A 22111-nucleotide genomic window follows, 5' to 3' on the forward strand; every position below is an offset into this window, starting at 1 on the left:
AATATTTTTCAATAAAAAGTTTAAATTTGTCATGATATACTAAAAATGTGCATGCCAAATAACCTTCCGTTATCCTCTAATTGGAAGGTTTTAGGATATTTAGTTAGATTTAGATACTACGCTATATCTTGGAAGGTAGATTTACTTTTTAACATGGCAAAAATCCAATGTAAGAGCTTATTAACACAAGCAATCATAGCTACTTTAAAAGGCTTTCCTTCAGCACGCTTCCTGTCGTAAAACTCCCTCATTTTTTTGTTGCGGGGGAAGATTTCATCAGTCGTTTTCTTCTTACGACAATCACGAATGGCACAACGAACTGCCATATATAAGGCATGGCGAAGTCTGCTAGATCCTCGTTTTGTGATTCGATTCTTTGTGGCCGTAAACTTCCCTGATTCGAATACACTAGGATCAACTCCAGCGAATGCTACAAGCTTTTTAGGGTTGTTAAATCTATCTATCTCACCAATCTCAGAAATAATCGTTGCCGCGATTTTTTCTCCAATACCATGGATAGATTTGATAATATTATATTCTTCAATTTCTTTAGCGAGGGCATCTATCTCTGACTCTAGCTTTGATAGGTGCTCTTTGTACTGAAGAATCATTTTAATATACATATCTATGCTTAATATATGACTCAGATAAACTGTCTTTTCAAAAGGATTACGAGCTGCCGCAGCTTTAAGCTGAATTGCTTTTTCTTTTGCCCATCTCTTTGATCGACTTCTACATAATTCATAAATCTTATCTGAAATTACTTCTTCACTTACACCCAAAATATCCTCGGAAGAGGGGAATTCAGAAAGAGTTAATAGTGATACTACTGAATATAAATCTCCAAAAACTCCTTTATATTCTGGAAACACCTGTTCAAGTACTGCCTGAAATTGGAGCTTTGTTTGAATCATAACGCCTGTTATATTTTCATGTTGCCTAGTAAGGTTTCGAAGATTTAATAACTGGACTCCGCGCTTTTTATAAGGCTCTAGCTCCTCTTTATAAAACAATTCACAGAGGAGGTAGGCATCTATGGCATCTGTCTTTACTTTTCTTAAACTTGAACCTTTTGCCTTATAAGAAATCAATGGATTAATAATAATTAATAAATATCCCCGTTCTTCCAAGAATTGAACGACCGCTGATTGATAATGCCCAGTAGCTTCTAATATTACTGAAGGTTTCTTTCCAGACTCTTGTTTTATGTCTTCGAGAAAGGAAACAAGTGAATTAAGCCCCTTTAATGTATGATCTATTTTAAAGCTCTTACGATATGGTTTGCCTTTATCTAAAAATGCTTGAACCTGACTTTCTCCTTTTGAAATATCCAGACCAACGACTGGATTCATTATAAATCTCCTCCTAAACTTGTAGTTGCCAGTAACCCCTAAGCCTTCATGCAGTATCACAGCTTCGCTTGTTATACGAGATCTATGTCCCAACCAGCCTCAATCATGTTTCTACAAGTAGGGGGCGAACAGTTTAGCTGACGGGGTCAATGCCCCACGAGCAGATACGTTCTACCCTGGCTACTGTTATAATAAAACCATATAAAAAATGGTCAACCAGAAATATCTGGCTGACCTTATAATACGAACGAGGCAGAATAGTTGAACAATCGACTGGTTTTTTTCGTAAGATGGATTGCAGGTGAATGATAGTTTTGAAGCTGGAGATTTAAGGATAGAAAAATTAAAATCTCATTTTGAACTATATGAGATGAGTGAAGTTTGCCAACTGTTCGCTTTCTTTGCAGTTATTTTCCGAAACTGTAATTTCTTCTTACATATGTAAATCTACACTGTTTTATACTTTTCATCCTAAAGTTGTAGGTAAAGTTCAAACGTTTTCCTGAAGAAGAATTTACCAGTAGCCAGTATCCTTAAGTCATAAGAACTTTAGGAGAGTTATCGATGATGAAGAATAAAGCTATAATGATCACTGAAGTTGATCTAAGAAGGAATTACGCATATTTTTGTTGAACTTATTTAACTGGAGAATAATTGAAGAAGTAAACAAATTTATTTATAGGCTTTACGGGAGGGAAAATGACAAATATACCAGATAGTGCAATCAAATATTTGAACATTCTAAATATACAATTAGAGAAGCCATCATATAGTTATTTAGAACAAATTTGTAAGGCACATTTAAATACTTTTCCATTTGAAAATATCAGCAAACTACTATATTTTCGAAATCATAATTATGATAATTTTGACATACCTTCATTTGAGCTATTTATTAAGAATCGTGACCAATTTAACTATGGAGGAACTTGCTATACCTTAAACTCTAATCTAATGATTTTATTGAAAGAGTTAGGGTTTGAATGTTACCATGTAATGCTTGGAAACGAACATATAGGAATTATAGTAAAGATTGATAATGAACGTTTTTATGTTGATTGTGGTGCTGCTGCTCCATTTTTTAAGCCAGTACGTTTTGAGGATGATACCAAAAATAGGTCTCATTTTGGTAAGGATGAGGTGTTTTTATTACCAGATAAGGTGCAAAGTAACAAATATAAATATGTTCGCTACACGAATGCTAAACAAAGCGGAAAAACATGGCACTTTAATTCACGGCAAGTAGCTAAAGTTAGTGATTTTCAAGAAGTAATAGAAAAATCCAATAAACCTAATGCACCATTTATGACTATTTTAAGATGCCAACTATATCAAACTGGTAAACAAAGAAGTGTTTCATTAGTAAATAATAAATTCAGTATTCGTTATTCTAGTGGAGAAACAGTTGTTAGAACGTTATCCTCAACAGAAGAAATCAGAACAGTCCTTTCAGAAGAATTTATGTTATCAAAATTACCAGTAACTGAAGCAATAGATGTACTAAAGACATTAAATGTAGATATTTTTGCAGAAAATAATAGGTAAACATTGAACGAAAGGGTAGCGATGATCAAAGAAGGATTATCGCTTGTTTTTGTTGAAGTTATTGAACAAACTGTGCAGTTTAATTGAAGAAGGAATTTCTACAATAGATGTCGAAATATGCATGACCTAATTATTTCCACCTGGGGGTTTTCTAAAATGAATATCTTAATAAAAGTATTACCTGAAACCGAAGTAGCATTTTTTAGACGGACTGGGAGTTATATTGAACCACAAGAACACTGGGGAAGGCTGATTAATTGGGCAATTAACAATGGGCTTTATCCTCCTCAACAATCATTTATCGGAATTTCATTAGATAATCCTGATCTTGTTGAAAACAAGGATTGCCGCCACGATGCTTGTGTTACAATACCTGATAGTTTTGATAGAGAAAAACATAAGAATATAAACTTCAAGAAGTTGGATGGTGGGCAATACGCCTTGTATCCCTTTTATGATACAACTGAAAAGCTGAGTTTTGCTTATCAATATATGTATGAAGAATGGCTGCCAAATAGCGACTTTGAGGCAGATTATGAAAGATGTAATCTTGAATTTAATAAAAATAACCCTTCCAAAGATCCAGAAGGGAAATGTAGAGTTGATTTATTTGTGCCAATTAAAAAAAGAAACCCTTGAAAACTTACGATCACAATTAGAATGTGCCACCAATCATTGGTACTACTTTTGTTATTGTACTTACGAAGCAGGGTAGTTGAATAATAAAAAACTTTTCTCTTAAGACGATTTTAGAAAGAAATTGCTACAATCTAACAAAAAATGGAACCAATTAAGGTTCCAAAGGTATGTGTCATTCAATTTCTTTTAAGGAACATTCGGTGAGAACTTAAAAAGTATGTCCTATAATTTATTCGCACTTCGATAAAAGACTGTACATTTTGATAGTGGGTGTGTAGAGGACTTTAGCTATTTGCTTTTTGAGTTAATGGTGCGGGTTATTGTAAGAGGGATATTAGAAGGAATATCTTTTGATTTTATAGAATATTAAAAAAGGATGGATTTTGAAAATACTAGCTAATGGTTTTATAAAAAAGTTCTATTAGAGGATTTGCCTCTAAAAAAGAAGGAGGAAATTTTATGCTGTTTATGCTGATTGTCAAAGCCTCGAAGAATTCAGAAGCCGGAAAACTCCCGAGCTCGGAGCTCATGGAAGCCATGGATAAGTATAATGAGGAATTAATTAAGGCTGGCGTACGGGTTATGGCTAAAGGACTTCATCCAAGTTCAAATGGAATTCGCCTTTCGTTTTCGAAACCAGGGGAAAAGCCGATCGTTACGGATGGCCCATTTATGGAAACGAATGAATTGATTGCCGGGTTTATTCTGATTGATGTGAACTCGAGAGAAGAAGCCATCGAGTGGGCCATGCGGATGCCAGACCCGCAAGGACATGGGGAAGGTCAGATTGAATTGCGTCAAGTATTTTAGGCGCTGGAGCTTAGGTGGTAAGAATTCAGCTATTGAAGCAGCCATCGATTTATATCGTAATGGAACAAAAGTTTCATTAGTTCATCGTAGAGAGACTGTATATCACGGAATTAAATATGACTGTAACATTTAAGCCGTAATAAGGATGCCCTTCTATATAAGTAACGAGTGCTTTAGTGGAATAAAATAATACAAAAAAGGCTTAGGGTTGAAAATAACTCTAAGACTTTTTGTCTGTGAAATATACCGTAATTTGTGTTGTGGAATTTTTGTTATTTGTCGTGTGATTTGGTCTGTGATTCAACGTTTTGCAACTCTTTACAAATAACTGGAGTCTCTCTTTTTTATTGAGGTCCAAATTAATAGAAATAGTTTTGGCAAGTTGTCATAGAAATCTATTTGTCCTCATAGAATCTACTAGAAGATTGATAGGAGGACGAGAGATGAGAAAGCAACCGCCATATAAAACAATTGTAACTAACCACTTTCGTGAACATTCATCCATATATTTATTTATTTCCGTACTATTCCTAATGGGAGTCATATTTGGTGCCATCGTTGTAAACAGCCTAAATCCCAGTCAAAAGGAAGACCTCTTTTTCTATTTAAGTCGATTTTTTGGAGAGGTATCCGAAGGAACGTATGCCAACTCAACCGATATGTTCAAACAGAGCATTCTTCATAACCTGAAATACGTCGGACTCATGTGGATATTAGGAATCTCCATCATCGGGCTACCGATTATCTTAATACTGTTATTTTTAAAAGGGGTTGTCGTCGGATTTACGGTTGGCTTTCTCGTCAATCAAATGGGCTGGAGCGGGTTTCTCTTATCGTTTGTTTCCGTACTTCCACAAAATTTATTAATCATTCCGACATTCATTATTGTTGGTACACTCGCTGTCGCGTTCTCAATGAAAATGATTCGACAGCAATTTATGAAACGAATGAACGAACCCATTTTACAGTTATTGACTCGATATTCGCTGCTGATGGTTGCAGTTAGTTTCGTGATCATTATGGCTTCGGCTGTAGAGGCATTCGCTTCTCCCGTCCTGATGAAAGAAATAATTGATGTCGTAAATAAATAAGAATGGCTATTAAGTAATAAGAGTTATTCTCGGTTATTTATAATTATTTTATTTGGACAGTGCCCCTTCTTCTGGTATAATAATGAAGTAACGGCGAGGGAGGGAAAGATTTACATGGAAAATCGCATCGATCGTATTAAAAAACAGTTGCATTCGTCTAGTTATAAGCTTACACCACAGCGTGAGGCGACCGTTCGGGTACTGCTTGAACATGAAGAGGATCATTTAAGTGCTGAGGATGTTTACCTCCTTGTAAAAGAAAAATCGCCAGAAATCGGCTTAGCAACTGTATATCGGACCCTTGAATTACTTACTGAATTAAAGATCGTTGATAAAATAAATTTCGGAGATGGTGTATCCAGATATGACCTTCGCCAGGAGGGTGTAGCACATTTCCATCATCACCTTGTATGTATCGAATGCGGTGCAGTCGATGAAATTAAGGAAGATTTACTTGAAGATGTTGAAGAAATCGTTGAAAAGAACTGGAATTTTATTATTAAAGACCATCGTTTAACCTTCCATGGTATTTGTCATCGTTGTCATGATAAAGAAGTTAAAGAAGAAACAGATAATCTTAAATAAACTGCCCTTTTCCTTTCCGTGAAAAGGGTTTTTTCATTTTCATAATTTAATAGGATTGAAAAGAATTTGAAAAAATGGGATAAGTGTGTATAAAACCATGTAAATTTGGCATATCTTCTAGTAAGGAAAAGTTTATTGGAGGATTACTAGATGAGACAATGGTTTCGCGTTGTATATGATACATTAAAGGTTTTTGTATTGTTTACTGGATGCACGATTTTATTTTACTATGGTATTATATGGATTAATGAGGAATATCAAAATTATCACAAATATGATGAACCGGAAGGATCCTCAGTGAAGGCTACCTCGATGATTGAAGAAAAGGAGGAAGGCCTGTTAAATAGATTACTGTTTTTTTACCGAAATGGGGAGTAGAGACCAGTGGAAGATCAAGTGAAGGATTATTTGCATTACCTAGTTGTCGAAAGAAGACTTGCTACCAACACAGTGAAGTCCTATGAGCGCGATCTTAAAAAATATTATCAATATGTAACAAAGGTTGAGAATCTTTCAACCTTTAATGATGTGAACAGAGTGCAAGTGATTCATTTTTTGAAACATTTAAAGGAACAGGGAAATTCATCAAGAACCTTAGCCAGAAATATAGCATCAATACGTTCTTTTCATAAGTTTTTGTTTCGTGAAAAAGTAACGGATCATGATCCTACTGAACAGATTGAAACACCTCAAGCAGAACGTACACTGCCGAAAGTATTAAATATTTCTGAAGTAGAGGCATTGTTGGATGCGCCAAAATTGGACAATCCGCTTGGGATACGCGATAAAGCCATGCTTGAGCTTTTATATGCGACAGGCCTTCGTGTTAGTGAACTCATAAACTTAAATTTTGCGGATATTCACTTATCAATGGGATTTATCAGATGCCTAGGAAAAGGAAATAAGGAGCGTATTGTTCCACTTGGTAGTGTAGCGACAAAGGCATTACAGGCCTATTTAGATCAGGGTCGTGGTCAACTAGTGAAGCAAAAGAGAACAGACGCGTTTTTTGTAAATCATCATGGGAATCGAATGACAAGACAAGGATTCTGGAAAAATTTAAAGAAAATAACCAAAGACGCCCGTATCGAAAAGGAATTAACCCCACATACGCTACGTCATTCATTTGCGACTCATCTTTTAGAAAATGGAGCTGATCTCCGAGCCGTGCAAGAAATGCTTGGCCATGCTGACATCTCGACGACACAAATTTATACGCATGTCACGAAAACACGTCTAAAGGATGTCTATAAATCCTATCATCCTCGGGCTTAATATTTATTTGTAGATTGCTAGACGAATACGTCTAGCTTTTTTTCGTCAAAAAATCTTAACAAATTTTACTAAAACTCTAGTAATCTACTTGAAAAGACAGACACCCACACTTATACTGAAAGAGGTCAGACTTCTGACGATTAAATGATATTGAAAAATTGAGTAAGTTACAACTAGAAGGGGAAAATACATCATTGAAAGCATAGAATAATTTGGGAGGGAAATACATGTCTAATTATACATATAAACGAATTTTCCTAATTGTCCTGGACTCTGTTGGAATTGGAGAAGCGCCAGATGCGAAAAAATTTGGCGATGAGGGTTCGGATACTTTAGGACATATCGCTGAGGAAATGAATGGTCTACATATGCCAAACATGGCGAAGCTTGGGTTAAGCAATATTCGAGAAATAAAAGGAATTCCTGTTCAAGACAGGCCACTAGCTTACTATACGAAAATGCAAGAGGCCTCCAATGGAAAAGACACGATGACTGGACATTGGGAAATCATGGGCTTACATATTGAAACACCATTTCAAGTTTTCCCTGAGGGATTTCCAAAGGAATTATTAGATGAGCTTGAAAAAAGGACTGGACGCGGTGTTTTAGGGAATAAGCCAGCATCCGGAACAGCCATTTTGGATGAGCTTGGTGAAGAGCACATGAAAACAGGAAAATTAATTGTCTACACTTCTGCTGATTCGGTTTTACAAATCGCAGCACATGAGGAAATTGTGCCAATTGAAGAGCAATATAAAATTTGTGAAATTGCACGCGAATTAACCCTTGATGAAAAATATATGGTTGGACGTGTTATCGCTCGACCATTTGTTGGGGAACCAGGCAATTTTACAAGAACATCAAATAGACATGATTATGCATTAAAGCCATTTGATCGTACCGTGATGAATGAATTAAGTGATCAAGGCTTTGATGTGATTGCAATCGGAAAAATTTCGGATATTTATGATGGTGAGGGCGTTACTCAAGCACTCCGTACGAAATCAAATATGGATGGAATGGATAATTTAGTTCAAACTCTTACTATGGATTTCACAGGCTTAAGCTTTTTGAATTTAGTTGATTTTGATGCATTATTTGGACATCGTCGTGATCCAAAAGGCTATGGGAAAGCATTAGAGGAGTATGATGCACGTCTACCTGAAGTATTTGAAAAACTATCCGATGACGATTTATTGATCATTACAGCAGACCATGGAAATGATCCAGTTCATTCTGGAACAGACCATACTCGTGAATATGTTCCATTATTGGTTTATAACAAAAAAATGGATGGTGGTAAAGAATTACCATTACGAACAACTTTTGCGGATATTGGTGCAACAGTTGCGGATAATTTTAATGTAACACTACCTAAACATGGAAAGAGCTTTCTTTCAGAGATAAACGGGGGAATATAGAAATGGATAAATCAATTATAGAAAGAGCAGCACAATTCTTAAAGGAGAAAAGCCCAGCAGTACCTGAAATCGGTTTAATTTTGGGTTCTGGATTAGGTGTTTTGGCAGATGAAATTGAAAATCCAATAAAAGTACCGTATGACCAAATTCCAGAGTTCCCAGTGTCAACTGTAGAAGGCCACGCTGGGCAGCTTGTATTCGGTACATTGCAAGGAAAATCAGTTGTTGCTATGCAAGGCCGATTTCATTTTTACGAGGGATATAGCCTTGATAAGGTTACATTTCCCGTTCGTGTGATGAAAGAACTTGGTGTTACAACCTTAGTCGTTACAAACGCAGCGGGTGGAGTGAATGAATCCTTTCACCCAGGCGATCTCATGATTATTACTGATCATCTTAATTTCGCGCAAAACCCATTAATTGGACCGAATGATTCAAAGATTGGAGCAAGGTTTCCGGATATGTCGGAGGCTTACACGAAAGAACTTCGTACACTAGCAAAAGAAGTGGCAAATGAGCTGAACATTAAGATTCAAGAAGGGGTCTATGTTGGAATGACAGGACCATCCTATGAAACACCAGCTGAAATCAAAATGCTACGAACATTAGGTGGGGACGCAGTTGGAATGTCTACTGTTCCGGAAGTGATTGTTGCCCGCCATGCTAATTTAAAAGTACTTGGCATTTCCTGTATTTCAAATATGGCAGCGGGCATTTTGGATCAGCCTCTTACGCATGATGAAGTAATTGAAACAACGGAGAAAGTTAAAGCCGAATTTTTATCTTTAGTGAAACAAATTGTGAAGAAAATGTAAGTTCAATAAAAAAATGGTTGGAAAAAGGTGAAAACAATGAGAATGGTTGATTTGATCGAAAAAAAGCGTGACGGAATTGAATTAACAGCAGAAGAAATATCTTTTTTAATCGATGGATATACAAAAGGTGATATTCCTGACTATCAAATAAGTGCATTTTCAATGGCGGTCTATTTTAAAGGTATGACTAAACAGGAACAAGCTGATTTTACAATGGCGATGGTACATTCTGGTGACACGATTGACCTTTCAGAAATTGAAGGAATCAAAGTGGATAAGCATAGTACAGGTGGTGTCGGTGATACAACCACATTGGTGCTTGCACCTTTAGTTGCATCAGTTGGGGTTCCGGTTGCAAAGATGTCAGGCCGTGGACTAGGTCATACAGGTGGAACAATTGATAAGCTTGAATCAGTTTCGGGCTTCCATGTTGAAATTACCAGCGATGATTTTATTCGACTTGTTAATCAAAATAAGGTTGCTGTTATCGGGCAAAGTGGGAATTTAACACCTGCAGATAAAAAGCTTTATGCATTACGTGATGTCACAGCGACCGTCAACAGCATCCCATTGATTGCTAGTTCAATTATGAGTAAGAAAATTGCTGCTGGAGCAGATGCGATTGTTTTAGATGTTAAAACTGGCGCAGGTGCTTTCATGAAGGATTTAAATGATGCAAAGGAGCTAGCCAAGACAATGGTTGATATCGGAAATAATGTGGGTAGAAATACGATGGCCATCATTTCAGATATGAGTCAGCCGCTTGGTTTTGCGATTGGCAACGCGCTTGAGGTAAAAGAGGCGATTGACACGTTAAAAGGAGAAGGTCCTGCTGATCTCCAGGAGCTTTGTCTCGTGTTAGGAAGCCAAATGGTTTTACTTGCGAAAAAAGCGAATTCCCTCGAAGAAGCAAGAGGACTGCTTGAGGAATCCATTAAAAATGGAAAGGCGTTAGAAACCTTTAAAACATTTTTATCCTCACAGGGTGGAGATGCTTCAGTGGTGGATTCACCTGAAAAGCTTCCAAAAGCAAAATATCAATTTGAATTTGAAGCAGAATCGGATGGATATGTTTCAGAGATTATTGCCGATTCTATCGGAACAGCGGCTATGCTGCTGGGTGCGGGAAGAGCAACAAAGGAATCGTCGATTGATTTGGCGGTTGGGCTTGTTCTTCGGAAAAAAATCGGTGAAAAAGTATCAAAAGGAGACAGCCTCGTAACGATTCATAGTAATTTTGAGGATATTGCTGAAATCAAAAATAAGCTATCTGAAAGTATTTCGATTTCACCAAATAAAGTCAACCCACCAACATTAATCATTGATAAAATATCATAATTCACAATCCGGGGATAAAAATCCCCGGATTTTTTATTTTTTTTTATGTCTAGTTTTTAGGCGCTATCGCCTCTCTGGTCTGGCTAATCGCTTCTGAAGACAATGGCGCCTTCTGTCAGCGCTTTTCTTATGCTTGTCGCCGAGCTGGGCACCTAAAACTTTTCTGTGTATATTTTTTCGTTTGTTGGAAAAAATGGGAAAGTATAAAGAATGGAGGGTTTGGAGATGAACCGCGTTTTTATTAGTCTGTTAATTTCAACAATCATGATTTTTACTTTTAGCCCTTTCGCTTCTGCACAGGAATCTACTGTTGATCTAGCGAATAATGCAAAATCTGCAATTTTAATTGAACGTGATACAGGGAAGATTCTTTACGATAAAAATAGTGATGAAAAGCTTCCCCCAGCAAGCATGACGAAAATCATGACCATGCTGTTAATCATGGAAGCCCTTGATAAAGGTAGTCTCACCTATTCTGAGAAAGTTAGAACAAGTGAACACGCTGCCTCAATGGGGGGCTCACAAATATTCCTTGAGCCAGGCGAAGAAATGACGGTTGAGGAAATGTTAAAAGGTATTGCCATCGGATCAGGGAATGATGCATCCGTTGCCATGGCAGAAAAAATAGCCGGTTCAGAAGATGCTTTCGTTGAAATGATGAATAATAAGGTGAAGGAATTAGGTCTTAAAAATACATTATTTCAAAATCCAACTGGTCTTCCTGCGGAAAATCATTATAGTTCTGCCCACGACATGGCGATCATGGCTAAGGAATTGCTGAAATATGAAGAAATCACAAAATTCACAGGACAATATGAGGACTATTTACGTCAAAATTCCGATAAGAAGTTTTGGCTTGTAAATACGAATCGCCTAGTAAGATTTTATCCAGGCGTAGACGGGTTAAAAACAGGCTTTACCACAGAGGCAAAATATTGTTTAACAGCCACTGCTGAAAAAGAGGATATGCGTTTAATATCGGTCATTTTTGGAGCACCAACACCGAAGGATCGCAATGCGCAAGTAACAAAAATGCTTGACTATGGCTTTAGTCAGTATAAAACACACCCTTTATATGAGCGAAATCAGGAAGTTGCTGAAGCAAAAATAAGTAAGGGTAGTGAAAAGAAAATCAAGCTGGTTACGTCAGAGCCTATTTCACTTTTAACAAGAAAAGGTGAAAAAATTGATGATGTTCAAAAAGAAGTGGTTTTTGCCGAAAAGCTGAATGCCCCTATTAAAAAAGGTGATAAAATCGGGAAACTCGTGATTAAGAAAGATGGAAAGGTTTTAAGTGAAAGCCCACTTGTAGCTCAAAAAGATATCGATGCTGCCAGCTGGTGGAAATTATTTAAGCGAACAATGGGAACTTTTAATAAAACTCCTTAACCTATAAATTTTTACCTAGTCCTTGCTGGCCAGCTCCAGGCGCCATCGGCTCGAGGTCANNAGGTAAAAGGCACCTTCTGTCAGCGCTAGTCTTATGCTTGTCGCCGATAAGCGGGCGCCTTGCGCTTTTCTGATTTTTTTGCCGAATCAGCACTAGTTTTGTCATCAAGAAGGATTCTTTTATGTAAATAGCGAAAAGACTCTCTATACGATTTTAAGGAGGCATTGTAAAGTGAGTCTTGGAATTGAACTTGAGGTAAAACACAATGTGTTATGTATTCGGCTTACTGGTGAGCTAGACCATCATACAGCTGAGGAATTGCGATTAAAGGTAACTGATACGATTGAGAGCAATCAAATTAATCACATCCTATTGAATCTTGAAAAGCTTACATTTATGGATAGCTCAGGATTAGGTGTTATTTTAGGAAGATATAAGCAAATCAAAAATCTAGGTGGAGAGATGGTTGTTTGTTCCATCTCCACGCAGGTCGAACGTTTATTTGAGATGTCTGGCCTTTTCAAAATCATTCGATTAGAGCGTGATGAATCTTTTGCGCTTCAGTCATTGGGGGTGGCGTAATGAAAAACGAAATGCACCTTCAATTTTCAGCACTAAGCCAAAATGAGTCATTTGCTCGTGTAGCGGTAGCAGCATTTATTACACAGCTCGATCCAACATTAGACGAACTAACTGAAATTAAGACAGTAGTATCAGAGGCCGTAACAAACTCCATTATTCATGGATATGAAAGTGATCCAAGTGGGATTGTTTATATTTCATGCACAATTGAAGACAGTACTGTATTTATCACCATAAGGGATGAAGGGATTGGAATTAACGATCTCGAGGAAGCAAGGCAGCCATTGTATACAACAAAGCCAGAACTTGAGCGATCAGGGATGGGTTTTACAATCATGGAAAATTTCATGGATGAGTTTGAAGTGGAAACAGGTTCAAGCTTAGGTACAACATTACGGTTAACCAAGCATTTATCAAAGAGTAAAGCGTTATGCAATTAAGGAGACTTGCCAATGGATGTGGAGGTCAAGAACAACAAAAGTGAAACGTATTTAAAGGACAATGAGGTTAAGAATTTAATCAAACTCAGCCAGGAAGGACGACAAGAAGCACGTGATCTTATCGTCCAGAAGAACATGAGGTTGGTTTGGTCTGTTGTACAACGATTTTTAAATCGAGGCTATGAACCAGATGATTTGTTTCAAATAGGCTGCATTGGACTATTGAAGTCCGTTGATAAATTTGATTTATCTTATGATGTTAAATTTTCAACCTACGCTGTACCAATGATAATCGGTGAAATTCAGCGATTTATTAGAGACGATGGAACAGTGAAGGTAAGTCGTTCATTAAAGGAAACCGGAAATAAAATCCGGAAAGCGAAGGATGAGCTGTCAAAACGGTTCGGTAGAGTTCCAACTATTGCAGAGATTGCAGGGTACTTGGAAATCACTCCTGAGGATGTTGTTTTAGCCCAAGAGGCAAGTCGTGCACCTTCATCCATTCATGAAACTGTGTATGAAAATGATGGTGACCCGATTACATTGCTTGATCAAATAGCAGATAATAATGAAACAAATTGGTTTGATAAAATAGCATTAAAGGAAGCAATACGTGATCTAGATGAGCGCGAAAGATTAATCGTTTTCCTGCGCTATTATAAGGATCAAACCCAATCCGAAGTCGCGACAAGGCTGGGTATATCTCAAGTACAAGTGTCGAGGCTAGAGAAAAAAATATTACAACAAATGAAAGACCGAATGGATGTATAGTCCATTCGGTTTTTTTCGTTCTCTTAAATCAAATACGCCAAGGCGTATTTGCGCCCGATTTTTTTCGAGCAAGCTCGAAAAATTTCCTCTTAAAAATCGTGGCATCCGCCGGAGGCTGCCTTAACATTATTCAATCTTGATTGAATAATGTTAAGGCGCGTGGTAATTATTGGAGTTTGATGTGCTATCGCATTAGAAAAGGAAGATTTAACATACTACTTATATAAGGAAAACAATGTGTAGGGTGTGAAAGTGATGGAAAAATCAATTTATGTTCGAATGCGCCATCGCGTACTGGTACAGCCCAATGCAACTGTAAAAATTGGAGAAATCGTACAAATAAGTGCTGCGGAAAACATCGCACAGGAAATTAAAAAGATCATCATACATCAAGTAAGCAAAAAAGATAAAAACATTATTGTCATTGATGTCATGATGGTTATTGAACAAATCAGAATGCGGTTTCCTCAAGTTGATATTCAAACGGTAGGTCCCGCACAAACCATCATTGAGGTAGCGATTAAGAAAAAACGGTTTGCACCTGCATTGTTTGTAGCGGTTTGGCTTTTATTATTTATTGGAGCAGCCCTGACCATGATGAATTTCCATGAAGATGTGTCCATGAGGGAGGTACATCTTCGCATCTATACCATGATAACAGGTGAAGTAGATCCAAAACCATTGCTCTTTCAAATCCCATATTCAATTGGCTTAGGGCTGGGAATGATTTTATTTTTTAATCATTTTTTCCGTAAACGTCTGAACGAAGAACCAAGTCCACTTGAAGTTGAAATGTTTAATTACCAACAGGATTTAGATAATTATCTGATCCTCACTGAAAATAAAGAAAGCATGAAACACATCGATGACAATTAAAGTCCTCCTCATTATTTTTATTGGATTAGGAAGTGGACTTGCAGTTGGGGGCGGTTTTGTCGCATTTTTAGCAGTCTTGGGTATTATTCCTCGGCTAACTCAATTGACGAAAACGATGAAATTCATTCGATTTTATGAGTGGGGTGTCGTACTCGGAGCAGTATTTGGTGCCTGGTTTACTTTAAATGATCAAATCTTTCACCTTTGGGACATTTTGGTAATTCCTATCGGATTAGCTTGTGGGATATTCGTTGGAATGCTCGCAGCTGCTCTTACAGAAGTTCTGAATGTTTTTCCGATATTAGCAAAACGAATTGGAATCGACAATAAAATCGTTATTTTAGTAATGGCAATTGTATTCGGAAAAATCGCAGGCTCTTTATTTCAGTGGATGTACTATGTGAAATAAGTTAATTTCCGCTAGTTTTTATTTTTCGACGCAGGGAGTGAACATGAAGTGGCTACTAAGAAAAAGATAAAAGACGATTACAAAAACAGCATTAAAAAGTACCAGCCGAAACCGAAGTATTTTTTAAATTGCGTTAAAGCATTTCTTGTTGGAGGTGCTATCTGCTTAATCGGTCAAGGAATACAGAATTTCTATATAACAGTATTTGATTTCTCGGAAAAAGATGCGGGAAATCCAACTGTCGCGACCCTTATTTTAATTTCGGCATTGTTAACCGGGTTTGGTCTATATGACAAGCTTGGGCAATTTGCGGGTGCCGGTTCCGCTGTTCCTGTGACAGGGTTTGCGAACTCAATGACAAGTGCCGCGATGGAATATAAAAGTGAAGGTATTGTATTAGGAATTGCCACGAATATGTTTAAGCTTGCGGGCAGTGTGATTGTTTTCGGAGCAGTTTCTGCTTATATTGTCGGGATTATTCGTTATTTCTTTAAGCTCACCATTTCTTGATGATTGAGGAGTGACATACATGAGGCTAGTTGGAAAGCAAACATGGGTATTTGAGAATCAAATTTTTTTAAATTCAACAGGGACAGCGGTGGGGCCAAAAGAAAGTTTAGGTCCATTAGGCGCTAGTTTTGATATAAAGTATGACGATTTGCATTGTGGTGAAGATTCCTGGGAATCTGCAGAAAGAAGACTTATGGTCGATTCCATTGACTCTTGTCTCCAAAAGGTGAACTTATCAAATGATGATATCGATTTTTTCCTAGGTGGCGATTTATTAAATCAAAATGTGACGACAAATTATGCTGCTAGGCATCATCAAATTCCACTCATTTGTATGTTCGGTGCTTGTTCAACTTCAATGGAATCACTTGCTGTTGGCTCAGCACTTGTTGATGGTGGGTTTGCAAACAGAATCCTAGCATCGACGAGTAGTCATAATGCAACGGCTGAAAGGCAATTCCGTTATCCAACTGAATATGGCGGACAAAAACCGGATACAGCAACTTTTACGGCAACAGGGGGTGGTACCGCATTAGTGAGTAAAGAGAAGGGACCGATTCGGATTACGTCAGCAACGATCGGAAAAGTAGTCGATTTAGGAATGACTAATCCATTTGACCTTGGCTCAGCGATGGCACCCGCAGCAGCAGACACCATCACCCGACATTTTCAGGATTTAAATATTAATCCTGATGAATATGACTTGATTGCAACGGGTGACCTCTCAGGTATAGGTAGTCCGATTGTAAAAGAAATGGTAAAAGAAGAAGGCTATGATTTGGGAAACAAACATAATGATTGTGGGCTGATGCTTTATCACTCAGACCAAGAGGTATTTGCAGGCGGAAGTGGCTGTGCTTGTTCAGCAATTGTGACCTATGGTCATATTGTAAAAGAACTCATTAGCGGCAATCTAAACAAGGTTTTCATTGTTGCAACTGGTGCACTTCTAAGTCCAACGATGATTCAACAAAAGGAAACGATTCCTACAATCGCACATGGTGTCGTGTTGGAACGCGTTTAATTTCATTCAGAAGATCTTTATAAAATGGTGGGATGAATGTATCAGCAGTATAAAATTCGGTAAGGCTTCAAACCTAGCTGTATAAAATTAAAGCCTCTGGCAGATGCCTCGATTTTTAAAAGGAAAATTTTCGAGCCCAGCAAGATCAAAGACTAAAGACGCCACATCCTGTGGCAACGTCTTCATGACCCAGGCCTAAAAATCGAGCGCATACGCCAAAGCGCATTTGATGGTGGTGAGTAAGAAATGGAATATTTTTATGCATTTTTAGTCGGTGGTGCAATATGTGTAGTCGGTCAGCTTTTACTTGATTTTGTCAAATTAACACCTGCACATGTGATGAGTGTTTTTGTTGTAGCAGGGACAATTTTGGATGGGTTTGATTTGTACGATAATTTAATCGAGTTTGCAGGTGCTGGGGCGACTGTTCCAATCACAAGCTTCGGTCATTCACTTTTACATGGTGCAATGCAGAGTGCAGAGGATCATGGATTTATTGGCATCGCGATGGGGATTTTTGAATTGACTTCTGCGGGCATATCCTCAGCGATACTGTTCTCTTTCTTAGTTGCACTGATTTTCAGAGCGAAAGGATAGAATTTATGGACGAAGCCAGAAGAAAAGTGATTTTAGTAACAGATGGTGATGAATATGCACAAAAGACATTAGAATATATCTCAAAAGAGGTTGGGGGACGTTGTATTTCTAAATCACAAGGAAACCCAACAACTTTAACGGGAAAAGAAATGGTGGATTACATTCTAGAAACCCCTCACGATCCTGTATTTGTCATGTTTGATGATAGTGGATTTTTAGGTGAGGGAGCGGGTGAACTAGCATTGAAATATGTTGCAAAGCATCCCAGACTAGAGGTGTTAGGGGTTATTGCTGTTGCATCAAAAACCCACCAAATCGAATGGGCAAAGGTTGATATTAGTATCGACCGGGACGGTAACCTAACGGAATACGGTGTCGATAAAAGCGGTCTAACTGAATATGATATTGGTCGAATAAATGGAGATACAGTGTATTGTTTAGATGAACTAGATGTTCCAATCATTGTAGGTATTGGAGACATTGGAAAAATGGCACGTAAAGATGATCTTAAAATTGGTGCTCCTATTACAAGAAAAGCTGTGGATCTAATACTCGAAAGGAGTGGTTATGATCGGAAAGGAAAAGAATACGAAGAAGACTCCAATCTCTCCTGATATCGCCCAAAATGATAAATATTTTGAATCCCGTATCGGGTTAGGTGTGGGAAATTTTGATGTTGGAGTAAGAAGAATAACGATTTTAAATAAAGCGGTTCATGTTTATTATTTAAATGGCCTTTGTGATACTGCATTTATTGTCGAAATTTTAGAGGCTTTAGTAAATATCAATGATAATGAAAAGGCAACCTCTCAGACATTTGAAATCATCGAGAATCGAATTGTTCATCAACAGGTTAGCACGATTAAAAATTTAGACGAAGCAGTCGACAATATCCTTTCAGGACTTATCCTCTTTTTAGTGGAAGGGGAAGATTCGGGATTAGCCGTTGATGTACGAAGCTATCCAGGAAGAACACCGCAAGAACCAGATACCGAAAAAGTAATCCGGGGTGCTCGAGATGGATATGTGGAAAACATTATTGTGAATTGTGCATTGACAAGAAGAAGAATACGTGATGAAAGGCTCCGCAATGAGATTATGCAGGTCGGTGAGAGATCAAAAACAGATATTTGTGTCTCTTATATTCAGGATGTGGCTGACCCAAATTTGGTAAAGATTATAAAAAAGGAATTAAGTAAGATTGATGTCGATGGCCTAACAATGGCTGATAAAACAATTGAAGAATTCATCGTACATCAAGGTTTTAATCCATATCCTTTGGTCAGGTATACAGAGCGCCCTGATGTTGCTGCAAACCATTTACTTGAGGGACATGTTATCATAATGGTTGATACTTCACCAAGTGTAATCATAACTCCTACTACGATGTTCCATCATGTGCAGCATGCCGAAGAATATCGCCAAGCACCTTTAGTAGGAACCTTACTAAGATGGACAAGATTTATCGGAATTATTGCTTCCATCTTTCTGTTACCGCTCTGGTTTTTATTAGTTTTAGAACCGGATATGATCCCAAAGGTAATTGAGTATATTGGTCCGAATGAAAAATCAAACATCCCAATTGTAGTCCAAATTTTCATTGCGGATATGGGAATTGAATTTTTAAGGATGGCTGCTATACATACGCCAACGCCATTATCAACTGCGATGGGTTTAATAGCGGCAGCGTTAATAGGTCAAATTGCGATCGATGTTGGGTTGTTTGGACCTGAAGTGATACTTTATGTAGCAATTGCGGCAGTTGGTACTTTTGCAACGCCAAGCTATGAATTGAGTGCGGCTAATAAGATAGCACGACTATTTTTATTAGTACTAGTCGCTATTTTTAAGGTGCCAGGATTTGTTATTGGTTGTACACTCTATTTCTTGTTCTTAGCAAATATTAGATCCCTAAATACACCGTATTTATGGCCATTTCTACCGTTTAATGGAAAGGCGCTCCTACAAATTGTCATTCGGACTTCTGTACCTGGAGCAAAGTTAAGACCAAGTATCGTACACCCTCAAAAACCTTTCAAACAATAGTTGCACCATATAAAACGTTGTGTTAATCTATTTTTCATAGCACAGCGTTAAAGTAAGTAATGACAGCTGATGACTATTAGTGATTGGCTGTCATTTTTTCTTTTAAATGACGGGGCACTCTGATGAGTATCTTTGAAGGAATGAGGGGAATTTAATGTTTTTGCACGGAACTAGCAAAGTAAATGAAAAAAACCACCTAGAAATTGGTGGGGTAGATACTGTAGAATTAGCAAAACAATATGGCACACCTTTGTATGTGTATGATGTAGCACTAATCAGAGAACGTGCTAGAAGCTTTCGCGAAACATTTAAACGATTAAATATTCCTGCACAGGTTGCATATGCAAGTAAAGCCTTTTCAACGATCGCAATGGTTCAGCTTGCCCATGAGGAAGGGCTTTCCCTTGATGTCGTTTCTGGGGGAGAATTATTTACTGCTTTACAAGCAGGTTTTCCAGTGGAACGAATTCACTTTCATGGAAATAATAAAAGCCATGAAGAACTAGACATGGCTGTTAAAAATAAAATTGGCTGTATTGTTGTTGATAATTTTTATGAACTTTCTTTATTGGAGCAAGTTTGTATTGAAAATAAGTCAACAATGCAGATTTTATTACGTGTAACTCCGGGTGTTGAAGCACATACCCATGATTATATTACAACTGGACAAGAGGATTCTAAATTTGGATTTGGACTTGAAAATGGTCAGGCAGACGAGGCGGTCGAGCAGGCCCTACATTCTGATTACTTAGAGTTATTAGGAATCCATTCTCATATTGGTTCGCAAATATTTGAAACTACAGGATTTTTAGTGGCTGCTGGTAAAATGTTTGCAAAACTTAAAGATTGGAAGGACCGCTTTGGATTTGCACCTAAAGTTTTAAATCTTGGCGGAGGCTTTGGAATTCGCTACACCGAAGAAGATCATCCACTTCCAGTGTCAAAGTATGTAGAAGCGATTATTGGGGAAGTAAAAAAGTATGCTGATGAATTATCAATTGACATTCCCGAAATTTGGATTGAGCCAGGTCGATCAATTGTAGGTGATGCTGGAACAACGATTTATTCCGTTGGTTCTCGAAAGGAAGTACCTAACATTCGACAATATCTTGCGATTGATGGGGGCATGTCAGATAATATTAGACCAGCCTTATATCAAGCAAAATATGAAGCGGTCTTAGCGAATCGGGTGGAGGATGCTGTTGAAGAAACAGTTTCAATTGCCGGTAAATGCTGCGAATCCGGGGATATGCTTATTTGGGATTTGCCATTACCAAAAGCGAACTCTGATGATATGTTAGCCGTTTTCTGTACTGGTGCTTACGGATATGCGATGGCAAGTAATTATAACCGCATTCCAAGACCAGCAGTACTATTTGTAGAAAATGGAGAGGCGCAGCTTGTCGTTCAACGTGAAAGCTATGAAGACCTAGTGAGATTAGACATTCCATTAAAATCAAAAGTAGTTGAATAAAAAATAGAGCTCCAAGCACCTGTTAGTCGCCAGATGGTGCTAGGTGCTAGACAACGAAAAAGAAAACCTACGAAAAATTTTAACGGGTTTACTTTAGAGGCGCAAACCTTACATTATACAAGACATAGCAAAACGCACTTGAATTCACATTATAATTCAAAGTGCGTTTTTTATTGATTTTTCAATTTTAATTGCTTACCTTTTCCTTAATTCAAGTAAATCACAGGGTATGAAATATTAGTGGGTGTGTGAATTTTTTGTGATTAGTAATGTGGATCTTAATGGAGTAACTAGTGATATATTTTTCCATTTAGACGGCAGAATAGAGCTTGTTTCGATGTGTTTAAGCGGAGATTTTCCGATTAAGCAAAGCAAAATCGCCCAACTTTACGTTTTTTAAGTCAATAGGCGGAATTTTTCCGTTTATTTAATATATTTTTAGTTCTATTTACTAAATAAGCGAAATTTCTTCGCTTATTTATTAAACACGCTTTAGCATCTGGTGAACTTGTTAAACTTATGGGTGGTATCGTAATAAAGAATATTTTTATAAAGGCATAGAGATATATTTGCATCTCAAAGCCTTTTGACTGTGAAATTTACTTTGAATATCCTATGAAGTTTATGTGATTTGTTATCTGATTCGGTCTGTGCTTTACCGTTTGGCACCTCACATGAAATCCCACGAAAAATTCTGACGGGTTCCGATAAGGTAGAATAACATTTTAATAATAAAGGCTCTTTTCTAAAAGATTGTTGCTTTTGTCAAAGGTGTGTTCGATTATTGATCAAGACATTCACTTTTTTGTGTCATTCAAGCAGGAAAATTGTGTAGTTATTTGGAATATTATGTTAATGTTGATTTATGATAAGTTAGAGAAACAATTAATATAAAAGGGGAAAATTAGATGAGTCTTATTGTTATGTTACCAGAAATATTTTTAATGATAGGTCTGTATTTTATTACGATAGGATTGTGGAAACTAAGAGAAGGTGTAGATAGAAAGAAATATGTTACATATATGTTCACTGGTTTTGTTCTAATATTGGTCGTTCCTAAATTGTTTAGTATGCTATTGATGGTGTTTTCAAACTAAAGTAGCAAGTTCTTAAAGAAGTAG

Annotated in this window: 23 protein-coding genes; 22 read left to right on the forward strand and 1 reads right to left on the reverse strand. The window is 37.4% G+C overall.

The window, feature by feature from the left end; translation table 11 throughout:
* Positions 1-116 precede the first annotated feature (116 nt).
* Entirely contained in the window at positions 117-1352 is a 1236-nt protein-coding gene (locus V7147_RS20275; RefSeq protein ID WP_335369623.1) for an IS110 family transposase, read from the reverse strand.
* Positions 1353-2051: 699 nt separating this feature from the next.
* Here V7147_RS20275 and V7147_RS20280 point away from each other — a divergent pair.
* From V7147_RS20280 to lysA, 22 genes are all read left to right on the forward strand, one after another.
* Positions 2052-2897 (forward strand): arylamine N-acetyltransferase, encoded by an 846-nt coding sequence (locus tag V7147_RS20280; protein ID WP_335369624.1) that lies wholly within the window; start codon positions 2052-2054, stop codon positions 2895-2897.
* Between the two features lie 156 nt (positions 2898-3053).
* Positions 3054-3536 carry an AraC family transcriptional regulator gene (locus V7147_RS20285; RefSeq protein ID WP_335369625.1) on the forward strand — a complete coding sequence of 161 codons (483 nt, stop codon included), beginning with the start codon at positions 3054-3056 and terminating at the stop codon, positions 3534-3536.
* A 459-nt stretch (positions 3537-3995) separates the two neighbouring features.
* Entirely contained in the window at positions 3996-4346 is a 351-nt protein-coding gene (locus V7147_RS20290; protein ID WP_335369626.1) for a YciI family protein, read from the forward strand.
* Between the two features lie 443 nt (positions 4347-4789).
* On the forward strand, positions 4790-5437 hold the full coding sequence (gene spoIIM / locus V7147_RS20295; protein ID WP_335369627.1) for a stage II sporulation protein M: 648 nt from the start codon (positions 4790-4792) through the stop codon (positions 5435-5437).
* Positions 5438-5551: 114 nt separating this feature from the next.
* Positions 5552-6022: a ferric iron uptake transcriptional regulator gene (fur, locus tag V7147_RS20300; RefSeq protein ID WP_335369628.1), complete on the forward strand. Its 471-nt coding sequence runs from the start codon at positions 5552-5554 to the stop codon at positions 6020-6022.
* Between the two features lie 150 nt (positions 6023-6172).
* Entirely contained in the window at positions 6173-6400 is a 228-nt protein-coding gene (locus V7147_RS20305; protein ID WP_335369629.1) for a YqzK family protein, read from the forward strand.
* 6 nt (positions 6401-6406) lie between these two features.
* Positions 6407-7297, forward strand: a complete 891-nt coding sequence (gene xerD / locus V7147_RS20310; protein ID WP_335369630.1) for a site-specific tyrosine recombinase XerD — start codon at positions 6407-6409, stop codon at positions 7295-7297.
* Between the two features lie 227 nt (positions 7298-7524).
* Positions 7525-8718 (forward strand): phosphopentomutase, encoded by a 1194-nt coding sequence (deoB, locus tag V7147_RS20315; protein ID WP_335369631.1) that lies wholly within the window; start codon positions 7525-7527, stop codon positions 8716-8718.
* 2 nt (positions 8719-8720) lie between these two features.
* Positions 8721-9533, forward strand: coding sequence for a purine-nucleoside phosphorylase (locus V7147_RS20320; RefSeq protein ID WP_335369632.1), 813 nt, complete (start codon positions 8721-8723; stop codon positions 9531-9533).
* Between the two features lie 36 nt (positions 9534-9569).
* A complete protein-coding gene (locus V7147_RS20325; RefSeq protein WP_335369633.1) occupies positions 9570-10871 on the forward strand; it encodes a pyrimidine-nucleoside phosphorylase in 1302 nt (433 codons plus the stop codon).
* A gap of 225 nt (positions 10872-11096) precedes the next feature.
* Positions 11097-12260: a D-alanyl-D-alanine carboxypeptidase family protein gene (locus V7147_RS20330; RefSeq protein ID WP_335369634.1), complete on the forward strand. Its 1164-nt coding sequence runs from the start codon at positions 11097-11099 to the stop codon at positions 12258-12260.
* A 232-nt stretch (positions 12261-12492) separates the two neighbouring features.
* A complete protein-coding gene (gene spoIIAA, locus V7147_RS20335) occupies positions 12493-12843 on the forward strand; it encodes an anti-sigma F factor antagonist (RefSeq protein WP_335369635.1) in 351 nt (116 codons plus the stop codon).
* Complete coding sequence (gene spoIIAB, locus V7147_RS20340; RefSeq protein WP_335369636.1) at positions 12843-13283, forward strand: anti-sigma F factor; 441 nt, start codon at positions 12843-12845, stop codon at positions 13281-13283. Before spoIIAA ends, spoIIAB begins: the two co-directional genes overlap by 1 nt.
* A 12-nt stretch (positions 13284-13295) precedes the next feature.
* Positions 13296-14054 (forward strand): RNA polymerase sporulation sigma factor SigF, encoded by a 759-nt coding sequence (gene sigF, locus V7147_RS20345; RefSeq protein ID WP_335369637.1) that lies wholly within the window; start codon positions 13296-13298, stop codon positions 14052-14054.
* 255 nt (positions 14055-14309) lie between these two features.
* Complete coding sequence (locus tag V7147_RS20350; RefSeq protein ID WP_335369638.1) at positions 14310-14930, forward strand: stage V sporulation protein AA; 621 nt, start codon at positions 14310-14312, stop codon at positions 14928-14930.
* A complete protein-coding gene (locus V7147_RS20355) occupies positions 14920-15339 on the forward strand; it encodes a stage V sporulation protein AB (protein WP_335369639.1) in 420 nt (139 codons plus the stop codon). Before V7147_RS20350 ends, V7147_RS20355 begins: the two co-directional genes overlap by 11 nt.
* A gap of 48 nt (positions 15340-15387) precedes the next feature.
* Complete coding sequence (spoVAC, locus tag V7147_RS20360) at positions 15388-15849, forward strand: stage V sporulation protein AC (protein WP_335369640.1); 462 nt, start codon at positions 15388-15390, stop codon at positions 15847-15849.
* A gap of 19 nt (positions 15850-15868) precedes the next feature.
* A complete protein-coding gene (gene spoVAD, locus V7147_RS20365; protein ID WP_335369641.1) occupies positions 15869-16873 on the forward strand; it encodes a stage V sporulation protein AD in 1005 nt (334 codons plus the stop codon).
* Positions 16874-17119: 246 nt separating this feature from the next.
* Complete coding sequence (gene spoVAE / locus V7147_RS20370; protein ID WP_335369642.1) at positions 17120-17470, forward strand: stage V sporulation protein AE; 351 nt, start codon at positions 17120-17122, stop codon at positions 17468-17470.
* Between the two features lie 5 nt (positions 17471-17475).
* Positions 17476-18084, forward strand: coding sequence for a stage V sporulation protein AE (locus tag V7147_RS20375; protein WP_335369643.1), 609 nt, complete (start codon positions 17476-17478; stop codon positions 18082-18084).
* Positions 18038-19516, forward strand: coding sequence for a spore germination protein (locus tag V7147_RS20380; protein ID WP_335369644.1), 1479 nt, complete (start codon positions 18038-18040; stop codon positions 19514-19516). The genes V7147_RS20375 and V7147_RS20380 overlap by 47 nt, the downstream gene beginning before the upstream one ends.
* A 154-nt stretch (positions 19517-19670) precedes the next feature.
* Positions 19671-20990, forward strand: a complete 1320-nt coding sequence (gene lysA, locus V7147_RS20385; protein ID WP_335369645.1) for a diaminopimelate decarboxylase — start codon at positions 19671-19673, stop codon at positions 20988-20990.
* The last annotated feature ends 1121 nt before the right edge of the window (positions 20991-22111 follow it).

It is taken from the genome of Bacillus sp. JJ1521, from assembly GCF_036965165.1.
Lineage (GTDB): Bacteria > Bacillota > Bacilli > Bacillales > Bacillaceae_L > Ferdinandcohnia.

Excerpts from the sequence above, each read along its gene's own strand:
- V7147_RS20275 (WP_335369623.1), bottom strand. The coding sequence starts at position 1,352 with ATGAATCCAGTCGTTGGTCTGGATATTTCAAAAGGAGAAAGTCAGGTT.
- V7147_RS20280 (WP_335369624.1), top strand. The coding sequence starts at position 2,052 with ATGACAAATATACCAGATAGTGCAATCAAATATTTGAACATTCTAAAT.
- V7147_RS20285 (WP_335369625.1), top strand. The coding sequence starts at position 3,054 with ATGAATATCTTAATAAAAGTATTACCTGAAACCGAAGTAGCATTTTTT.
- V7147_RS20290 (WP_335369626.1), top strand. The coding sequence starts at position 3,996 with ATGCTGTTTATGCTGATTGTCAAAGCCTCGAAGAATTCAGAAGCCGGA.
- spoIIM (WP_335369627.1), top strand. The coding sequence starts at position 4,790 with ATGAGAAAGCAACCGCCATATAAAACAATTGTAACTAACCACTTTCGT.
- fur (WP_335369628.1), top strand. The coding sequence starts at position 5,552 with ATGGAAAATCGCATCGATCGTATTAAAAAACAGTTGCATTCGTCTAGT.
- V7147_RS20305 (WP_335369629.1), top strand. The coding sequence starts at position 6,173 with ATGAGACAATGGTTTCGCGTTGTATATGATACATTAAAGGTTTTTGTA.
- deoB (WP_335369631.1), top strand. The coding sequence starts at position 7,525 with ATGTCTAATTATACATATAAACGAATTTTCCTAATTGTCCTGGACTCT.
- V7147_RS20320 (WP_335369632.1), top strand. The coding sequence starts at position 8,721 with ATGGATAAATCAATTATAGAAAGAGCAGCACAATTCTTAAAGGAGAAA.
- V7147_RS20325 (WP_335369633.1), top strand. The coding sequence starts at position 9,570 with ATGAGAATGGTTGATTTGATCGAAAAAAAGCGTGACGGAATTGAATTA.
- V7147_RS20330 (WP_335369634.1), top strand. The coding sequence starts at position 11,097 with ATGAACCGCGTTTTTATTAGTCTGTTAATTTCAACAATCATGATTTTT.
- spoIIAB (WP_335369636.1), top strand. The coding sequence starts at position 12,843 with ATGAAAAACGAAATGCACCTTCAATTTTCAGCACTAAGCCAAAATGAG.
- sigF (WP_335369637.1), top strand. The coding sequence starts at position 13,296 with ATGGATGTGGAGGTCAAGAACAACAAAAGTGAAACGTATTTAAAGGAC.
- V7147_RS20350 (WP_335369638.1), top strand. The coding sequence starts at position 14,310 with ATGGAAAAATCAATTTATGTTCGAATGCGCCATCGCGTACTGGTACAG.
- V7147_RS20355 (WP_335369639.1), top strand. The coding sequence starts at position 14,920 with ATGACAATTAAAGTCCTCCTCATTATTTTTATTGGATTAGGAAGTGGA.
- spoVAD (WP_335369641.1), top strand. The coding sequence starts at position 15,869 with ATGAGGCTAGTTGGAAAGCAAACATGGGTATTTGAGAATCAAATTTTT.
- spoVAE (WP_335369642.1), top strand. The coding sequence starts at position 17,120 with ATGGAATATTTTTATGCATTTTTAGTCGGTGGTGCAATATGTGTAGTC.
- V7147_RS20375 (WP_335369643.1), top strand. The coding sequence starts at position 17,476 with ATGGACGAAGCCAGAAGAAAAGTGATTTTAGTAACAGATGGTGATGAA.
- V7147_RS20380 (WP_335369644.1), top strand. The coding sequence starts at position 18,038 with ATGATCGGAAAGGAAAAGAATACGAAGAAGACTCCAATCTCTCCTGAT.
- lysA (WP_335369645.1), top strand. The coding sequence starts at position 19,671 with ATGTTTTTGCACGGAACTAGCAAAGTAAATGAAAAAAACCACCTAGAA.